General features: G+C 69.0%; 14 protein-coding genes. 8 read left to right on the top strand and 6 right to left on the bottom strand.

Translation table 11 applies throughout. The features are described 5' to 3' along the window. Nucleotides 1-19: 19 nt before the first annotated feature. From EY822_RS00805 to EY822_RS00795, 3 genes are read right to left on the bottom strand one after another with little or no spacing between them, the layout of a single operon-like run. Nucleotides 20-898, bottom strand: a complete 879-nt coding sequence (locus EY822_RS00805; protein ID WP_150306534.1) for a carbohydrate ABC transporter permease — start codon at nt 896-898, stop codon at nt 20-22. Further along, complete coding sequence (locus EY822_RS00800; RefSeq protein WP_150306533.1) at nt 895-1,854, bottom strand: carbohydrate ABC transporter permease; 960 nt, start codon at nt 1,852-1,854, stop codon at nt 895-897. The genes EY822_RS00805 and EY822_RS00800 overlap by 4 nt, the downstream gene beginning before the upstream one ends. Nucleotides 1,855-1,897: 43 nt before the next feature. Beyond that, complete coding sequence (locus EY822_RS00795; RefSeq protein ID WP_150306532.1) at nt 1,898-3,226, bottom strand: ABC transporter substrate-binding protein; 1,329 nt, start codon at nt 3,224-3,226, stop codon at nt 1,898-1,900. A 445-nt stretch (nt 3,227-3,671) separates the two neighbouring features. Between EY822_RS00795 and EY822_RS00790 the strand changes: the two genes are divergently transcribed. The 3 genes from EY822_RS00790 to EY822_RS00780 are packed head-to-tail and all read left to right on the top strand — an operon-like array spanning nt 3,672 to nt 6,465. Continuing rightward, nucleotides 3,672-4,736: a Gfo/Idh/MocA family protein gene (locus EY822_RS00790; protein WP_227496908.1), complete on the top strand. Its 1,065-nt coding sequence runs from the start codon at nt 3,672-3,674 to the stop codon at nt 4,734-4,736. After that, nucleotides 4,733-5,533 (top strand): hypothetical protein, encoded by an 801-nt coding sequence (locus EY822_RS00785; RefSeq protein WP_150306530.1) that lies wholly within the window; start codon nt 4,733-4,735, stop codon nt 5,531-5,533. Before EY822_RS00790 ends, EY822_RS00785 begins: the two co-directional genes overlap by 4 nt. 2 nt (nt 5,534-5,535) lie before the next feature. Continuing rightward, entirely contained in the window at nt 5,536-6,465 is a 930-nt protein-coding gene (locus EY822_RS00780; RefSeq protein ID WP_150306529.1) for a zinc-binding dehydrogenase, read from the top strand. 112 nt (nt 6,466-6,577) lie between these two features. Here the strand turns inward: EY822_RS00780 and EY822_RS00775 are convergent, their stop codons facing one another. Beyond that, a complete protein-coding gene (locus EY822_RS00775) occupies nt 6,578-8,356 on the bottom strand; it encodes a glycoside hydrolase family 88 protein (protein ID WP_150306528.1) in 1,779 nt (592 codons plus the stop codon). A gap of 204 nt (nt 8,357-8,560) precedes the next feature. Between EY822_RS00775 and EY822_RS00770 the strand changes: the two genes are divergently transcribed. Next, nucleotides 8,561-9,304, top strand: a complete 744-nt coding sequence (locus EY822_RS00770; RefSeq protein ID WP_150306527.1) for a Pr6Pr family membrane protein — start codon at nt 8,561-8,563, stop codon at nt 9,302-9,304. An 82-nt stretch (nt 9,305-9,386) separates the two neighbouring features. On the opposite strand, the gene EY822_RS00765 is transcribed toward EY822_RS00770, so the two are convergent. Beyond that, nucleotides 9,387-9,584, bottom strand: a complete 198-nt coding sequence (locus tag EY822_RS00765; RefSeq protein WP_150306526.1) for a DUF1918 domain-containing protein — start codon at nt 9,582-9,584, stop codon at nt 9,387-9,389. A gap of 219 nt (nt 9,585-9,803) precedes the next feature. Between EY822_RS00765 and EY822_RS00760 the strand changes: the two genes are divergently transcribed. Continuing rightward, nucleotides 9,804-11,099: an endo-1,4-beta-xylanase gene (locus tag EY822_RS00760; protein WP_150306525.1), complete on the top strand. Its 1,296-nt coding sequence runs from the start codon at nt 9,804-9,806 to the stop codon at nt 11,097-11,099. Nucleotides 11,100-11,181: 82 nt separating this feature from the next. Continuing rightward, nucleotides 11,182-11,970, top strand: coding sequence for a transglutaminase-like domain-containing protein (locus EY822_RS00755; RefSeq protein WP_150306524.1), 789 nt, complete (start codon nt 11,182-11,184; stop codon nt 11,968-11,970). 79 nt (nt 11,971-12,049) lie between these two features. On the opposite strand, the gene EY822_RS00750 is transcribed toward EY822_RS00755, so the two are convergent. Then, nucleotides 12,050-13,276: an MFS transporter gene (locus tag EY822_RS00750; protein WP_227496907.1), complete on the bottom strand. Its 1,227-nt coding sequence runs from the start codon at nt 13,274-13,276 to the stop codon at nt 12,050-12,052. Between the two features lie 214 nt (nt 13,277-13,490). On the opposite strand from EY822_RS00750, the gene EY822_RS00745 reads away from it, so the two are divergent. Further along, complete coding sequence (locus EY822_RS00745; RefSeq protein ID WP_150306522.1) at nt 13,491-16,058, top strand: cell wall-binding repeat-containing protein; 2,568 nt, start codon at nt 13,491-13,493, stop codon at nt 16,056-16,058. A 125-nt stretch (nt 16,059-16,183) separates the two neighbouring features. Continuing rightward, on the top strand, nt 16,184-17,152 hold the full coding sequence (locus tag EY822_RS00740) for a nucleoside hydrolase (protein WP_150306521.1): 969 nt from the start codon (nt 16,184-16,186) through the stop codon (nt 17,150-17,152). Nucleotides 17,153-17,178: the final 26 nt, after the last annotated feature.

Genomic DNA, 17,178 nt, shown 5'->3' with positions numbered 1-17,178 from the left:
GAATCGAGCGGGTCACGGGTCACCGCCCGGCGAGCGAGCCTCCGATGCCACCCACGCTGAAGTGCTTGTTCAGGAAGATGAACAGGATGACCGGCGGCAGCATCATCAGAACGGCGACCGTCATGACGAGACCCCAGTTGGTGGCGTTCTGCTGGAAGAACGACTGCAGCCCGATCTGGAGGGTGAAGTTGTCGTTCGACCGCAGGAACACGACCGCCACCAGGTAGTCGTTCCACGCCAGCAGGAAGGAGAAGATGGCGGTGGACAGCACGCCCGGGAGGGAGTTGCGCAGCACGACCCGGGTGAAGCTGCCGAACACGGAGCAGCCGTCCATCCAGGCGGCCTCCTCGAGCGTGATCGGGATCGAGTCGTAGTAGGCCGCCATCATCCAGATCGCCACCGACATCGTCGAGCCGACGTAGATGATCGTGATGCCGACGAGGCTGTCGACCAGCTGCAGCTGGGCGAAGAGGATGAACAGCGGGATGATCGCGGTGACGATCGGCAGCGACTGCACGACGAACAGCACCAGCGAGTACCCCGACACCAGCTTGCTCCGGGACCGCGACAGCACGTAACCGGCGGGCGCCGCGACAATCACCGAGATCAGCACGGTGACGAGGGTGACGGAGAGGCTGTTGGCCATCCACCGCGCGACGTTGGTCCGCTCGAACACGGTCGCGTAGTTCTCGATCGTCCAGTCGGCGGTCGTCGTGCTGCCCAGTGAGGGTTGCAGCGACAGCAGCACGACCGAAGCGATCGGCACGAGCACGATGGCGGTGATGGTCAGGATGAGTCCGAACCGCCACCACTGACCACGTGAGGCGGGGTCGGGCTTGCGCGCCCGGTTCGTGGTGGACACGGTGGACAGCGAATGGCCCACGGTTACGCTGCTCATTCGACGTTAACCTTTCGGATCTGGCGGTACAGCACCACCGAGACGATGACCAGGACGAGCGTCATGATGAAGGCGATCGCGACGCCGGGGCCGGTCTGGAAGTTCTGGAACACGGTGCGGTAGGCGAGCACGACCAGGGACGTCGTCGCGTCCACCGGACCACCTCCGGTGAGGAGGAAGATCGTGGGGAAGTCGTTGACGCAGAAGATCGTCATGAGGATCCAGCTGATGTAGGTGGACCGGGAGATCAGCGGCATCGTGATGCCGGTGAACGCCTGCCAGTTCGTGGCGCCGTCCATCTTCGCCGCCTCGTACACGTTGATGTCGACCGACGCGAGTGCCGACGACATCATCATCATCATGAACGGGAAGCTCACCCACACCTTGAAGATGCACACGGTCACCTGCGCCAGCACCGGGTCCGCAAGGAACAGCACGTTGCCCATGCCGAGTGACTGCGCCAGCATCGGCAGCGGGCTCTGGGGTGTGGCGACCAGCCAGTTCCAGGAGGTTGCCGACACGACCACGGGTACCACCCAGGGGAGCAGGAGGAGGACCTTGAAGAATCCTCCTCCTGGCACCTTGGTGCGGAGGAGCAGGGCGAGACCCAGCCCGACCATCCAGCTGCCGAAAACACCGACGATGGTGAAGATCAGGGTGAACCGCGTGGCGTTCCAGAAACTCCTGGACGTGAGCACGTCCGTGTAGTTCTGCAACCCGACGAAGTTGCCCGGATTGATGAGGTCACCATCACGCACGGACTGGATGCCGGCGTAGATCACCGGATACAGGTTGAGCAGCACCAACAGGAAGAGCGACGGAGCGGCGAATGCCACCAGCGTCCACGTGCGTGGGCTGATCCGCTTCTTCTTGCGCGGATTGATGGACCCGCCGCCGGATACGCCCACGCCATTTCTGGCGCGCTCCATCCGGCTCGCGACGGTATTGGTCGACATTCGTACTCCTTCGTCTTCTGTCGATGCCTTCGAGCCGGGGTGGTTAGGCCAGCGCGTCCTCGATCGCGGTCTGGAGCCGCGTGAGCGCCGCGGTCGCGTCGGTGCTGCCGCCCAGAATGGACTGCGTGAAGGTGTCCATCGCCGGCGTTCCGTCGACGGTCGTCACACCGAAGAACAGAGCGTCTCCACCGGGTGCCGCCCACGTGCGGGCGATCGGCTGCCACTCCTCGATGATCTTCACGTTGTTGGCGTCGGCCTGGAACTCCGGCGTCTCGGTGATGGACTTCAGCGGCGGCAGGCCGATGCCTGTGCCTTCTGTCCACAGCGGCGCCATGTTCTCGTAGTAGTACGTGAGGAACGCCTCGGAGCTCGCCTGGTTGGGCGTGTTGGTGTACATCATGATGCTGTTCGGGAAGAACAGCGCACCCTTGTCGCCCGACGGCGCGACGAGGGGGCTGTTGACCCGCAGGACCGGGCCGACCTCCCCACCGATGTTGTTCGCGAGGCCACCGCCGTTGTACCCCATGCCAAAGGTGCGAGCCTCCCACTGACTTTCCACGTTCGCCGAGGTGTACGTGGCGCTGGCCGGGTCTACGTAGCCCTTGGCGACCATCTCGAGGACGAACTCCATCGCTTCGATGTTGGCGGGGGTGACGCAGTCCGGTTCCTGGTTCTCGTTGAAGAGACCACCGCCGTTGTTGATCATCCAGGAGACGAGCGCGTGCGTTCCGGTGAACGCACCCGCGCCGGCACCCGTGCCGTAGCCGTAGACGTTGATCGCCTTGAGCGCCTCGCACGCCTCGAGGTAGCTCGGCCAGTCGGTGGGCGGCGTTGCGCCGGCCTGCTCCATGAGCTCCTCGTTGTACCAGATGACGCGCATGTCGAGGTTGTAGGGAACGGCGGCGTAGCCGCCCTCCACCTTGAGGGTGTCGATGAGGCCCGGCAGGAAGTCGTCGTAGAGCCCGGTTCCCTTCCAGCTCTCCAGGAGGTCATCCGCGTACGCGATCTTGTCCTGAGCCTCGAACTGGAACGCCTGCGTGCCACCACCGGAACTGACGGCGGGGCCGGTGTTGGATGCGATGGCGGACGCGAAGGTCTGCGTGAAGTTGGCCCACTGGATGACCTGGTAGCTCGCGTCGCCGAGGCCCTCTTCGGGCTCGTAGTCCAGGGTGATCTGTTCGTCGAGTTCGTTGAACGCGGGGCTGCCCCACGGCATGTTCCAGAACTTGATCTCGCCGTCGCCACCGCCGCCGCCGCCCCCGCCGCCGCCGCTGGGTGCGCACGCCGCGAGCAGACCCGCTGCAGCAACGCCGCCCGCGACTCCGATGAATCCGCGCCTGGTGAATGCGGCGCCGTTGGACTGTGATGCCATGAGGGGCTTCCCTTCCGATGGCGGGGCCTCTGCCTGCACATCGTTTATTCGTCGTTGAACAAAAACTTTCGAAGGTGTCGAGCTCAATCGCGCGACGGTGTGGAGCGATACTAACAACGTTCTTCGCCTGCTCCGCCAGTCGTATAACGCAGTGAGGAGAGCAGGCTGGCTCAGAATAGCCGAGCGCGATACGAAAGTGTAAAACATCTTCGCGAAAATCTCCGCGAGAACTTCCTCCGACGTTACCGCCGAACGATCGCCCCGTCCAGCATGCGCGCGCTGGCCGCTCCTGCGGTCACGTCCGGGCGATGCTGATTCCCGATCGTTACCTGAGCACTGCCGTTGTGGAAAGGTGTACGCCGGTATACCTTTGAGGCTCGTCGTCCCCGGTGGTCGGGAATCGTCCGCCACCGGCGGGACGATGTTCCGTCCACTGGAGGAAGAGATGACCGAATCGACCCTCGGCGTGGGGATTCTGGGCGCCGGCCCCGTGACCCAAGCCATCCATCTACCCACGCTCGCACGGCTGCGGGAGGTCTTCCATGTCGCGCGCATCATGGACGTCGACCCCGCGATAGCCCAGTCGGTCGCCGGCCGTGTCGGGGCGGCGTGGACCACCGACGTCGACGAACTCCTCGCGGATGACGAGGTGCAGATCGTCGTCGTGTGCAGCCCGCACCAGTTCCACGCCGAGCAGGTCATCGCGGCCTGTCGGGCCGGAAAGCGTGCGGTGCTCTGCGAGAAGCCCTTCGCCATGACGCAGACCGAGGCGGAGCAGATCGCCGCGGTGTCCACGGAGACCCGCGTACCGATCATCGTCGGCGCCATGCACACCTTCGACCCCGGGTGGATCGCGGCGAAGGAGAACTGGGGCGACCTCGTGGAGACGGCGCATACCATCCGCTACACCATCGTGCTTCCCCCGAACGCCCGCTACGAGGACTTCGCCACGGAGGTCATCACCCGTCCCGTGTGGCCGCCGCGCGACCCCACCGACCCGGAGGTCGCCGCGGAAATGATCCGGGGCAACATCATGGGCCTCGCCATCCACGACCTACCGCTCGTGCGGGTCTTCTGCCCGGACTTCACCGACCTCGAGGTGCTGTCGTCTCAGGTACTGAGCCCGTCCGGATACCTCGTCAATCTACGGGTGGGGGATCGCAACGTGCAGGTGCACGGAGCGCATTCGAGCAGCTGGCGTCCGGAATGGACGTTCGAGGCGATCGCCGACGACGCCTCGCTGCGCGTCGACTTCGCGCCGTCGTACGTGCAGGCGGGATCCGCGATCGCCCAGTTGCGACGAGGAGACAGCACCGAGGTGTACGGCCCGTACCGTGCCAATGGTTACGAGGCCGAATGGCGTTACCTCGCCGCGTTGGCGCGAGGTGCCGCCGAACCGCTCGACGTCACCGTGCTCATCGATGACCTGACCTTCGCGCTCGACGTCGCCGACCAGGCTTCGGAGTACGTGCGCACCGCGCTGACGACCACGCAGGGAGCACACGCATGACCACTCGGCTCACTGTGACGGCCGCGCCCGCCGCGAAACTCATGGGAGACGTGGCGCAGGTCATCGCGTCGCTCCCGGTGTCCTTGCATCACGCCCCCGAGGCCCAGGGTGCCGACCTCGTCGGTATCGCAGGGAACGCCGGCTGGGCGGCCGAGGCGATCGCCGCGATCGGGGCGGGTGCCCGCGGTGTGATGATCATCGACCCGGTGGGTGAGGATGTCGGCGCGCTCATCGACGCGGCGGCTGCCGCCCGCGTGCCCGTGGTCATCGACTCGACCTGGTCGCACAACCCTGCTGTGGCGAGCGGTGCGGGCGCCTTCACCGAGCAGCACTCGGCGGACAGCTTCGTCGAGTCGCGGGTGAACGCCCCCGTTGGCTCCGACATCGACCGCGTGCTGCTGAACCAGCTGGCACTCGTCCGCGCGGCCGTCGGGCCCGTGCGCACGATTCGGTTCGCGCGCCGGAACGGCACCGGGTACGACGCGCTCGCCACCCTCGCCAGCGGCGCATCCGCCGGTCTCTCCGGCATCCTCAGCGACTCGGTTCCGGTCTCGGCCAGCCTCCGCATCCTGCGGTCGGAGACCGCGGCGGAACTCACGCTGCCCGGCCCCGAGACGGCGACGCCCGGGCAGGCCGTGGTGTCCGGTCCGGACGGGGCGACGCTGCTCCCGACGCTGTGGGAGACGGCTCACCGGGCGGCGTGGCGTCGCCTGCACTCCCTCGTCATCGACGGCGGGACATCCGACGATCTCGCCGGCTTCGCCGAGGACGTGGCGGCGACGCGGGCGGCGAGCTGAGCGTGCGGTACCTGCTCGCCACGGGCGCGCGCACGGTGTCGGTGGAGTCGGGCGTCGCGCCCGATCTGCCCGACGGTTCCGTGCGGGTGAGCGTGGCCCACGTGGGGATCTGCCATAGCGATACCGCTCTGGTCGCCGAGGGGTCGGCGGATTTCCCCCTGCGGCTCGGTCACGAGGTGTCCGGCGTGGTCACCGAGACGACGGTGCAGGCGGTTCCCGTGGGCGCCCGGGTCGCCGCCTACGTGACCGATGGGTACGCGACGGAAATCGTGCTGCCGGCGGACCAGGCTGTGCTCCTGCATCCCGACTGCTCGCTGCTCGACGGTGCGCTCGCCGAACCCCTCGCGTGCGTGATCGGAGGCATGGAGATGCTCGATCTCGCTCACGAGTCCGAACTCGTGCTGGTCGGTGCAGGCTTCATGGGTCTGATGGCCCTCCGCTACCTCGTGGCAGGTGGTCATCGCGTGACCGTTCTCGAACCGCGGGAACGCGCACGGGCCCTCGCCCGGGAGTGGGGCGCGGACCGGGTTCTCCCTCCCGATGAGGTGCCTCCGTCGATGTCGGCTGGCGCGTCGGTGGTGGTGGAGGCGACGGGGAGTGCGGCGGGACTCGCCCTCGCCAGCGACCTCGTGGCGACCGCCGGAACTCTGGGCATCCTGGGCTACCACCAGTCCGCCAGGGGAATGCGAACGGTCGACATGCGGAGCTGGAACTTCCGCGCTCTCCGTGTGCTCAGCCTCCACCATCGGAATCGGGCGGACGTGCTGCGCTGGATGGACCGGGCGCAGCGCATGAGCGCGCACCGCATCCTCACCCCCTCCACCCTCGTCGACGTGCGGGTGGGGTTGGACGACCTGCCCGCGCTTTTCTCGGCCGAGGGAACGCCCGATTCGATCAAGGCCGTGCTGGACCTGACCGACCCGTCGAGCTGACCGACCCCGTCGAGCTGACCGAACCCGTCGAGTTGACCGAACCCGTCGAGTTGACCGACTCGCCTTCCCCCGCGCACCCGAGCCTGCGAAGCGTGCGGGGAGGCGGGTGGCGTCAGCCGCTCCGGCGGGCGCTCACGTCGTCGAAGGTGACGCCGAGGGTGTTCGGCCTGCCGGCCGCGCTGAGGTAGGTGGTGAGCGCGATGGCCCCGGGGCCCTGCAGGGCCGCGGTCGAGTCGGTGGCGGTGAGCTGCCATCCCGCGGGCTCCGCCGTCCCGGCGCGCCAGACCTTGGCGCGCAGGGTGGTCGGAGACGTGCCGACGACCTGCAGTCTCAGCGTCAATCGGTCACCGGCGGCGTAGGTGATGTGCGGCACGGCGGCGGTGGCGAGGGTGGCGTCGGTTCGACGGAGCTGCAGCCGCATCGCACCGGTCGGATTCACGACCACCCGACCGGAGTAGTCGGATTCGCCGACCCGTCTGCCCTGCACGCCGACGTACGCGCTGCCGAGGGTCGGTCGGCCGAAGCTCACCGTCGCCCGCAGATCCGTGCGCACCGAGGAGACGCCCGACTGGAAGGCGTTGCGGGTGGTGCCCGCGGGTGTGCTGATCCGAGCCCGCCCGGCGTTCACCGCGTAGCTCGCCGGGTTGCTGGGCATCGTCCACACTCCGCCGGTGGCGGCGGTGCCGAGCCCGTTCGTGCCGGTGCGCGTGAACGCGTCACTGGCGAGCACGTCGCCGAGCTTCGCCATCTCGACGGCGGCGAGCGCGAACGCCCCCACACAGTAGGCGATCGAGGTGGTGGTGCTGGGGTTGCCCGGAGCCTCGGCGACGAGCTGGCAATTCGAGACGAATCCGGACTCGGTCAGCCCGACCTCGGTGAGACCGGCCCACGCCTTGGTCACCACCGGCAGGTAGGTGGCGCGGTCGAGCACCCCCGTGCGGATGCCGTGTGCCATGGCATAGGTGAAGAGGGCCGTGCCGCTCGTCTCCGGAGCCGGGTGCAGCGACGGGCTGAGCAGGTTGGTGCGCCACATCCCGTCCGGGCCCTGCAGCTCCGCCACCCGGGCGGACATCCGCTGCATCATCGACCGGTACTCGGCGTACTGCGGATCGGTCGGGGGCAGCACCATGAGCGTGCGCGCCAGCGCGGCGAGGGTCCACCCGTTCCCGCGCGACCAGAACACCTTGTTGCCGAGGGCATCGCGCTCGGGCACGTATTTGCAGTCCCGCCACCAGAGATCCTCGGTCTCGTCGAAGAGGCCGGTGTTCGGACATCCGGGACGCCAGGAGGTGGCACCCTGCGTCTTCAGGTAGGTGTAGAACTCGGCGTGCTTCGCCGCGTACGCGGGATCCCCGGTGCGCTCCTCCCACCTCGGCCAGAGGGGGAGCCCCATGAACAGCGCGTCGATCCACCAGTAGGTGGGGGCGGGAACGGCGAGATCGGCGGCCATGAGCTCGTCCGACGGCACGAGGTCGACGGTCACGCCGTCGGCGACCGCGTCGTACCAGACCTGCATCGCCGCACGGCTGTCGGGGTTCGACGTCGGGGTCGCCGGCGTCGACGCCAGCCACCGATTGCGGTCGCCCCAGGACTGGATCCACGAGCGGTATTTCGCGTTCCCGGTCTCACGGTAGAGCGCCTCCGCGCCCATGAAGAACGGCGTCCACCGCCAACCGTCATTCGCCGTCGCCCCGCCGTCGTTCGCGTAGAAATAGTCGAGCGCCGTGGCGGCCGCATCCAGCGCTTCGGTGCGCGTGGGGAGTGCGGCGGCGGCGACCGGCGCGACCTCACGCTCGAGGTCGGGTGCGGATGCGGCCACCGCGGGCGCGGCACCGAGTGCGGTCGTTGCGGCCAGGAGCGAGGCGAGCAACGCCGCGGAGAGTTTCATCATCGGAAAAGCAGTGCCGTTCGTGAGAGGCGGTCGCCGAAGCGCGATTTCCCCACCGTAGGCGTGACCACCCACCCTGGCAATGGCAGGCCGTGGTTTTGCCCTCACGACGATGGCGTTCGGCCCTCGAGGTTTCAGGTGACGGCGTTGTGCCGGAGCGCCGCGTGGCGTAGTTTCGGGGCCAGGTTCACCGCGAAGGAGCGGACCATGCGTGCGGAAACCGGGGCAACGTCGTCCGGTATGCCCCCCGGCCGGCGGATCGTCATCGTGTTCGGCTTCGCGCGCGCCGTCGGAGCGCTCGTCTACGTGATCGCGGTCACCGTGCAACTCGTGCACAGCATCGGATTCTGGTCGGCGCAGGACGGCGCCGACATCCCCTTCCTCGTGCTCGGCTTCTTCAGCTACTTCACCATGCAGACCGGTTCGGCCGCAGCGGTTCTCCTCGGGGTCGGCGCGTGGCTTCTGCTGTCCCGATCCCGTCCGCCTCGGTGGTTCGTCGCCGCCCGCGCGCTTCTCGTGACCTACGCCGTCACGACCGCCCTCGCCTACGCCGTGCTGCTGCGCCCGATCGAGGTGGACGACGGGTCCTCCGTGCCGTGGTCGAACGAGTGGCTGCACCTCATCGGACCGCTGTATCTCCTGCTCGATTGGGTGGTCGCGCCCGATCGACGTCCGCTGCGCTGGCGCACCGTCGGGATCGCGGCGATCTACCCCATCGCCTGGGCGGCGTACACCTTCGCGCGCGGCCCGGGCGCACTTGACACCCGCACCGACACGAACTGGTATCCGTACCCGTTCCTGAATCCCGAGACGTCACCGGGCGGGTACGCCTCGGCACTCGGCTACGTGGCGGTGCTGGCCACCGCGGTGCTCGCGGTGGCGGCGCTCGTAGTGCTGCTGTCCCGGTATGGGCGCCGCATCGGAAGCGACGAAGCGCCGGAACAGGCGTGATCCGGCCGGTCCCGTCCGGGGGACCGGGGGACCGGGCGGCGGGCGGCGACGGCGACCGGCGGGCGTCGATGGACGAGGATGCCTACCGCTCGCGCCCCGCGGGCTGCACCACGGCATCCGGCCCCGGGAACACCAGAGTCTCCCGCGTGTCACCCTGCCACCGCACGACGTACGGGGGACCGCCGTCGCTCCCGCGCACCTCCCGGATCTCGCCCTCCCGGGGGAGTGCGTCGTCATGGTGGGTCTTGATGATCAGGTGATCCCCGATGGCAGCGTGCATGTGTCCTCCATCGCTCGAGGTCGTCCACCGCAGCCTCTGCGGGTTCCGGCTGCGATGCCCTGATCCTTTCCGGCTGGGCCCTGCCCGAGTAGGGCCGAAGGTCCCTTGAACGCCCGTCACGAGTGCGCTCACTGGCCGAAACCACTCGAAATATTGCGATATCGAGTGGAAAGTTTCGAGAAACTCTGGCAGGCTGGCATCCCCGACGAGGAGGACTTCATGGCCGCAGCAGTACCCACGCCCGATCCCGCACTGCGTCACCGCATCGCCGACGCGACGTTGACCGTGCGGGGACCTGACGGTGCGCCGCTGCGCTCTGCCGACGTGATTGTCGAGCAGGTGCGTCACGCGTTCTCGTTCGGCAACATCGGGTTCGACTTCCTGCCGCTCGCCAACGGCGAGACCGAGCTGCACGCGTCGGCCACCTCCGTCGAAACATTCGGAAGCGCCTCCCTCGAGCGTCTTGACGAGTTGTCGAACCTCTGGCTCGACCTCTTCAACACGGTGACCCTCCCGTTCTACTGGGGGCGCTTCGAGTCGGAACGGGGCAAGCCCGACACGGAGCGGCTGCGCACCACCGCCCGCTGGTTCGCCGATCGCGGCGTCCTCGTGAAGGGTCACCCCCTCGTCTGGCACACCGTGACCGCCCCGTGGCTCCTCGACCTGCCGCTGGACGAGATCGAGAAGGTGCAGCGCAAGCGGATCCGACGCGACGTGGCCGACTTCGCCGGCGTGATCGACACCTGGGACGCCATCAACGAGACCGTCATCATGCCGGTCTTCACGAACGGCGACAACGGCATCACGAATCTGGCGTACGACCGCGGACGCATCGCCATGGTGCGCATGGCATTCGAGGAGGCCCGGGCGATGAACCCGAGCGCCACCCTGCTCATCAACGACTGGGACCTGTCATCTGCATACGAGTGCCTGATCGAGGGCGTGCTCGAGGCGGGCATTCACATCGATGCGATCGGCCTGCAGACCCACATGCACAAGGGCTATCGCGGGGAGGACGTCGTCCTCGGTGCTGTCGACCGTTTCGCGCGATTCGGGCTGCCCATTCACATGACGGAGAGCACCCTCGTCTCCGGCGACATCATGCCGTCGCACATCACCGACCTGAACGACTACCGGATCCCGAGCTGGCCCAGCACGCCGGAGGGCGAGGAGCGGCAGGCCGAGGAGATCGAGCGCCACTATCGGTCGCTCGTGTCCCACCCGTCGGTGCAGGCGATCAACTACTGGGGCATCACCGATGACGGTTCGTGGCTCGGTGCACCCGTCGGTCTCGTGCGCACCGACGGCACGCGCAAACCGTCGTACGACGTGCTGCACGGCCTCATCAAGGGCGAGTGGTGGTTGCAGCCGACGCGGCTGTCGACCGATGCCGACGGCCGGGTCGACGTGAGCGGGTTCCTCGGCGACTACCGCGTCACGTCCGACGCGCATTCGGGTGAGGTGACGCTGGCGACCGCCGGTGCGTCGGACCTCGAGGTCACGCTCCGCACGTGATCCGCAGCCGGTATCCCGTGCCGCAGGTTACGGCTCTGTGAACTGTCGCCGGTATCCCCGCGACGGATGACACCATCGGGGTATGAAACGTAGCGCTGCAGCCCACCTCGAGTTCGACGTCGCCGGCGCGGCGGAGATCGTGCTGTCCGTCGCGGTGGCGGGATCGCCGACGCGGGAGACGCTGCTCGCCACCCTCGACGGCACCCCGTTCGCGTTGCGGGAGGTCTTGGATGCGCACGGCACCCGGCTGCACGTGGCCGACTGCCCGCCGGGCCAGGTGGTCGTCGACTACACCGTCGAACAGGGGGGGCCGCTTCCGCCCGCCGAGGTGGCCGAAATCGACACCCTGCGCTACGTGCGTCCGAGTCGCTACTGCGAGTCGGACACCCTCGGTCCGACGGCCCGCTCGCAGTTCTCCGGTCTCGCCGGGCGCGCCCTGCTCGAGGCGGTGAGCTCCTGGGTGGGGCAGCAACTGGCGTACGTGCCGGGGTCGAGCGCGCCCACCGACGGGGCGGTGCAGACCCTGCTCTCCCGCCGAGGCGTGTGCCGCGACTTCGCGCACCTCGTCGTCACGCTGCTGCGCGCCCTCGACGTGCCGGCCCGTCTCGTGTCGGTGTACGCACCCGGCCTGTATCCCATGGACTTCCACGCCGTGGCCGAGGCCTACTTCGACGGCGAGTGGCACGTCATCGACGCGACCGCTCTCGCGCCCCGCCAGTCACTGATGCGCATCGCGACCGGTCGCGATGCCTCCGACACGGCATTCCTCTCCACGAGCGGCGGCTTCGTCTCGCTCGTCGGCATGGAGATCACCGCGGTGGTCGACGAGCTGCCGACGGACGACGTGCGGGACCTCGTGCGTCTCGGCTGAGCGTCGCCGCAGACGCCGTTCTCGCGGGAGGGCAGTTGCCCAATCCGCCGGACGCGCCGGACGCGCCTCGAGCGACGCGTCAGGCCGTGACGGGGCGGGCGCGCCGGGCGGAGGCGGCCCGGGCCACGTCCGCGGCGACACTGAGGGCGAGTCCCACTCCGACGAAGGCGATCGCCACCGGAGGGAGCGAGCGGATGCCCGCCTCGTCGAGGAGCACGCCGCCGAGGAGGGCGCCGCCGCCGATGCCCACGTTGAACGCGGTGGTCTGCAGCGCGGCCGCGAGGTCGCGCATACGGAACGAAGCAGTACGCAGCATCCGCGTCTGCAGCATGGCGGGCAGGCCGCCGAAGGACGCACCCCACACGACGAATGCGGCGACCACCACGACGGGGTTCTGCGAGGCCACCGCGAGCACCATGATCGCCACCATCACGCCGAGCACCGCGAAGCCGAACCCCCGCTTGGGGAAGCGGTCGGCGGCGAATCCGGCCAGCACGAGGCCGATCACGCCCGCCCCGCCGTAGAGGAAGAGGATGACGGCGATCGAGGTGGACGGGAACTGGGCCACGTCGATGAGCCAGGGCGCGATGTAGGTGTAGAAGACGTTCTGCCCGGTGACCATGATCAGGATGACCATGCAGACGATGATCACGCCGCGCAGGCTGCGGTCCTTGCGCAAGGGAAGCGGGATCTCACCGGTGCGCAGCGGCACGTGGTGATTGACCGCGGGCAGGAACTTCATCACGGCGAGCGTCAGCAGGACGACGACCATGGCGATGATGCCGAACGCCGCCCGCCAGCCGAGCGCGTGACCGAGCGCCGTGCCCACCGGCACGCCGAGCACGAACGCGGCGGACGCACCGCCGGAGGTGATGGCCACGGCGCGACCGAGTTGCTCGCGGGGAACGAGATGCGCGGAGTAGGCGGCGACGACCGCCCAGAACAGGCCGTGAGCCAAGCCGCCGAGAATGCGGGCGCCGACGAGGATCTCGTAGCTCGGCGCGATCGCGGCGAGCACATTCGCGAGCGCGATGACGAGCAGCACGATCACCACCAGGAACTTGCGCGAGTAGTTCCGGGTGAGCGCCGCGAGCGGAGTGGTGGCGATCACCACCGTGCCGGCGAAGATCGTGACGAGCAGCCCGGCCGTCGACAGGCTGACGTCGAGGTCGCGCGCCATGTCGGGGAGGAGCCCGGTGGGCAGGAATTCGCTCGTCACCGAGACGAAAATGGCGCCGGCGAGCGTGACCAGTCCGATCCAGGGGAAGGGCTGGGCAGTCGCGGTCGTGGGGGATTGCGCAGTCACGAGGGAACCGATCCGAAGGCGAGGAGGGCGGAGTCGCCCGGAAGTGCCGCTCGCGCGGCACGACCAGCCTAAGCGGTGGGCGCGGCCCCGGGGGCGAACGGCACCCCCGCACTGGGGGGATTTCCGCCGACGTGTGCAGCGCGCCGTTGTCGCCGGTGTGGTGCACAATGAGACACCCGGGGGCATCGGGCGACGTTAGGGGGAGCGTATGCACGTGCGCGCAGACGGTTTCCGAATCACCGGCAGGACGCTCGTTCGACGGACCGCGGTCCTGGCCCTCGCCGCCTCGCTGGTGGCCCCGATTTCGACCGGTGCCGTCCCCGCCTCCGCGACGGGATCCGATGCCGCCATGATCGGCACGGATGACAGCACCGGCACGGGCACTGAGCTCCGCATCGAGGGCATGCTGCTGCGTCTCTCCGGGCAGGATGCGCATGCGGGCGAGCACGAGGATGTGCACGCGGGTGAACATCACACCGACCTGCTGCCCGATCGCGTGCAGGTGCTCACGGCCGACGGTGCCGCCGTCGATGTGACCGGACCCCTCGTCGATGACGCGGAAACGGGGTCCACGTTCTCCGGTTCGGTGGGCATCCCGCAGGAAGCGGAGCCGGACATCGTCGCCGAACTCGACGTGCGACGGATGCCGTTGTCGTCGATCGACGGCGGGTCCGCGCTGGGGAAGGACATCCTTTCGGCATCGGCTGCGCTCGACGTTCCGCTCCCGGTCGTCTCGGGCACCGTCAGCCCCGGTGCCACCGGCCCGAGCCGTGCGGTGCCGAGCACTCCCGATGCGGGAACCGATCCCGATGCTGCGTTCGACGTCGACGCCGTGGTACCGGCCACCGCGCATTCGCTCGCCTTCGCCGTGGTGTCGCTCCCGTCGCGACCGACGGAGATCATCGTGTCCGACGCCGACCTCGCCGAGAAGGCCCGTCGCCTCAGCACCTACTGGACCGGTCAGTCCGGCGGACAGGTGGCGGGCATGAGCCAGGTCGGGCCCGTCGACCGGTTCACTTCCGCTTCGGCGTGCGACGCCGACACCGTGTGGAGCGAGGCCTCCGCCCGCATGGGCGTGTCCAAGGCGTCGTGGGTGCAGTCCCCGAGCAAGCACCTCGTGGTGATCGTTCCGTCGTCGTGCGGCGGCGGGTCGGGCTACGGCAGCGTCGGATCCACGCTCACGGGTGGACTCGTTTGGGTCTCGTTCAGCGCTCCCGTGGCCGAGCTCACCCTCGCCCACGAACTCGGGCACAACCTCAGCCTCCGGCATTCCAACTCGGTCGAATGCGGAGTGGGCATGACCGAGGGCGTGAGCTGCGCCGACAGCGAGTACCGCGACTTCTACGACGTGATGGGCGGCGGCCTCACCGTCAACGGTGACGGCAGTCCCAACCTGATGGCACTGAACGTCACCCACCGGAGCGCGATCGCTGCCCTCAACGCCTCCGATCTCGCGTCCGTGCGGCTGCCGGCGGGTGCGGGCACGGCGGCGACGAGTCACGTGCTGTCCCCGTCCTCCGCCCCGTCCGGCGTTCGGGGGCTGCGGATCAGCGACCCGTCCACGGGGGAGCAGTACTTCGTCGAGTACCGGTCGGGCACCGGCATCGACGCCGGGTCGATCTACGCCCGATCCGTCTTCCCGGGTCACGCGCCCGGTGTGCGGGTGCTCACCCTGCGATCCGACAAGAGCTCCGCCGTGTTCACAGTGCCGGCGGCGAACGGCACGACGCGCAACAGCTACCTCGCCGTCGGCCAGTCGTTCACGTCGAAGTCGGGTCGGGTGAGGATCGATGTGACCGCGGTGGGCAGCAGTGCCACCGTGGGCGTCACCCTCGGCGCGGCGGTGTCGGCCACCGACCCCGGACCCGCCGTCCTGCGCCTCGGCGGCACCGACCGCTTCGACACCGCGGTGCGCGTGTCGTCCCGTCACGCCCCGGGGGTGCCCGTCGCGTACGTGGCGAGCGGCGCCGCCTATCCCGACGCCCTCAGCGCCGCACCCGCGGCCGCAGCCGGGGGCGGTCCGCTCCTTCTCACCCTGCCCGGCGAGCTGCCCGCCTCGGTGCTCGCGGAGCTCCGACGCCTCCGTCCGGCGGCGATCGTCGTCGTCGGTGGCACCGCATCCGTGTCGGACGCCGTGTACAGCCAGCTGACGACCCTCGCCCCGACGACCACGCGGGTGTGGGGTGCCGACCGCTATGCCACTTCCCGCGCCGTGATCGAGCATGCATTCGGCGCGAGCCGCGTCGGCCGGGTGTACCTCGCCACGGGACGCAACTTCCCCGATGCGCTCTCGGCGAGCGCCGCCGCAGGCGCCCAGAGCGGCGCGGTGCTGCTTGTCGACGGTGCGGCCGACACCCTGGACGCCGAGTCCACCGCCCTGCTCCGGCGGGTCACCCCGGTGGACGTCGCGCTGGCCGGGGGTACCCACGTGCTGTCGGCGGGGATCGAGCGGGACGCCATGCGCCTCGGCTTCTCCGGAGGAGTTCGGCGCATGGCCGGCACCGACCGGTTCGGCACCACCCGGATGGTCAACGCGGACGTGGGATTCGCCTTCAGCTCGGCGGACTCCGTCTACCTCGCGAACGGCTACTCGTTCCCGGATGCGCTGGCCGGTGCCGCCCTCGCCGGGCAGCGGAAGGCGCCCCTGTTCATCGTCCCCGGCGCGTGCGTGCCCGCCGGCATCCGCGGAGACATCCTCGACTTCGACCCCGACACGCTGGTGCTCCTCGGCGGTCGGGTGTCGTTGACCACGGCGGTGGAGTCGCTGACCCCGTGCGCATAGCCCAGCCGCCTTCGCCCCTCTGATCGGCTGCAGGGACGTCGTCGACTCGTGCCTGTCCGCGGTCGGGCCGGCGACATCCGCCCATCGGCCGTGCACCGTTCGCTCGAACGCGGCAGTCTTGTGTCGTGACCACTCCTCCGAACACCCGCATCCTTCTCGACACCGACATGGCCATGGGCGTGCCCGGATCGGACATCGACGACGGCTTCGCCCTCGCTCTCGCGCTGGCGGACCCCTTGATCACCGTGGACCTCGTGACCACCGTCAACGGCAATGCCGATGTGGAGAGCGGATCCTTCCTCAGTGGGGAGCTGCTCGACCGTCTCGGGTTCCCCGACGTGCCGGTGGTGCAGGGGGCGGCGGCGCCGCTGTCCTTCCCCGATCGGAGACGCGGCGCCCCCGAGGAGATCCGGCAGCAGTTCGGCTTCCGTGCGCCGCACCCCGGGTACGCCGCGCACGAACTCGCCCTGAGAGCGGCGGCGGAGCCCGGACAGCTCACGGTGGTGGCCATCGGACCGTTGACCAACATCGCCACGGCGATCGCCCTCGATCCCGACTTCGCCACGAACGTGCGGGAGATCGTGATCATGGGCGGCGTGTACCGGGAGCACACCAACGACCGCGGTATGCCGGGGGAGTTCAACTTCTGGGTCGATCCGGAGGCCGCGGATGCGGTGCTGCGGTCCGGCGCCGCCATCCGGCTCGTGGGGCTCGATGTGACGCTCAAGGTGCAGTTGACCCGGGCGCACGCGGCACGGCTGAAGTCGAGCGACAGCCGCTTCGGGGCCTTCGCGGGCGAGTACACCCTCGGCTGGATCGACTACCTGGCGGCACGGAACCCCGGTGACCCCATCGCGGCGGAGTCCTGCGCCATGCACGATCCGCTCGCCGTCGCCGCGGTGGCGCGTCCCGATCTGATCACCTGGCGGGATGCGCACGTCGGCGTGGTGACCGGTCCGAGCATCGCGCGCGGTGCGGCAGTCGCCGACTTCCTCACCTCCGACGAGCCGCCCGTCCCCAACGCGAGCGTGGCGGTCGACGTGGATGTCGACGGGTTTCTCGAGTACTTCCTCGAACGGATCTCGTCGGTCTGAGCACGCCGCGCGCGCATCCGGCCCCG

This window comes from Planctomonas psychrotolerans, assembly GCF_008642235.1.
In the GTDB taxonomy this organism is placed as follows: Bacteria; Actinomycetota; Actinomycetes; order Actinomycetales; family Microbacteriaceae; genus Planctomonas; species Planctomonas psychrotolerans.
This window is presented reverse-complemented; position numbering and strand designations above follow the sequence as displayed.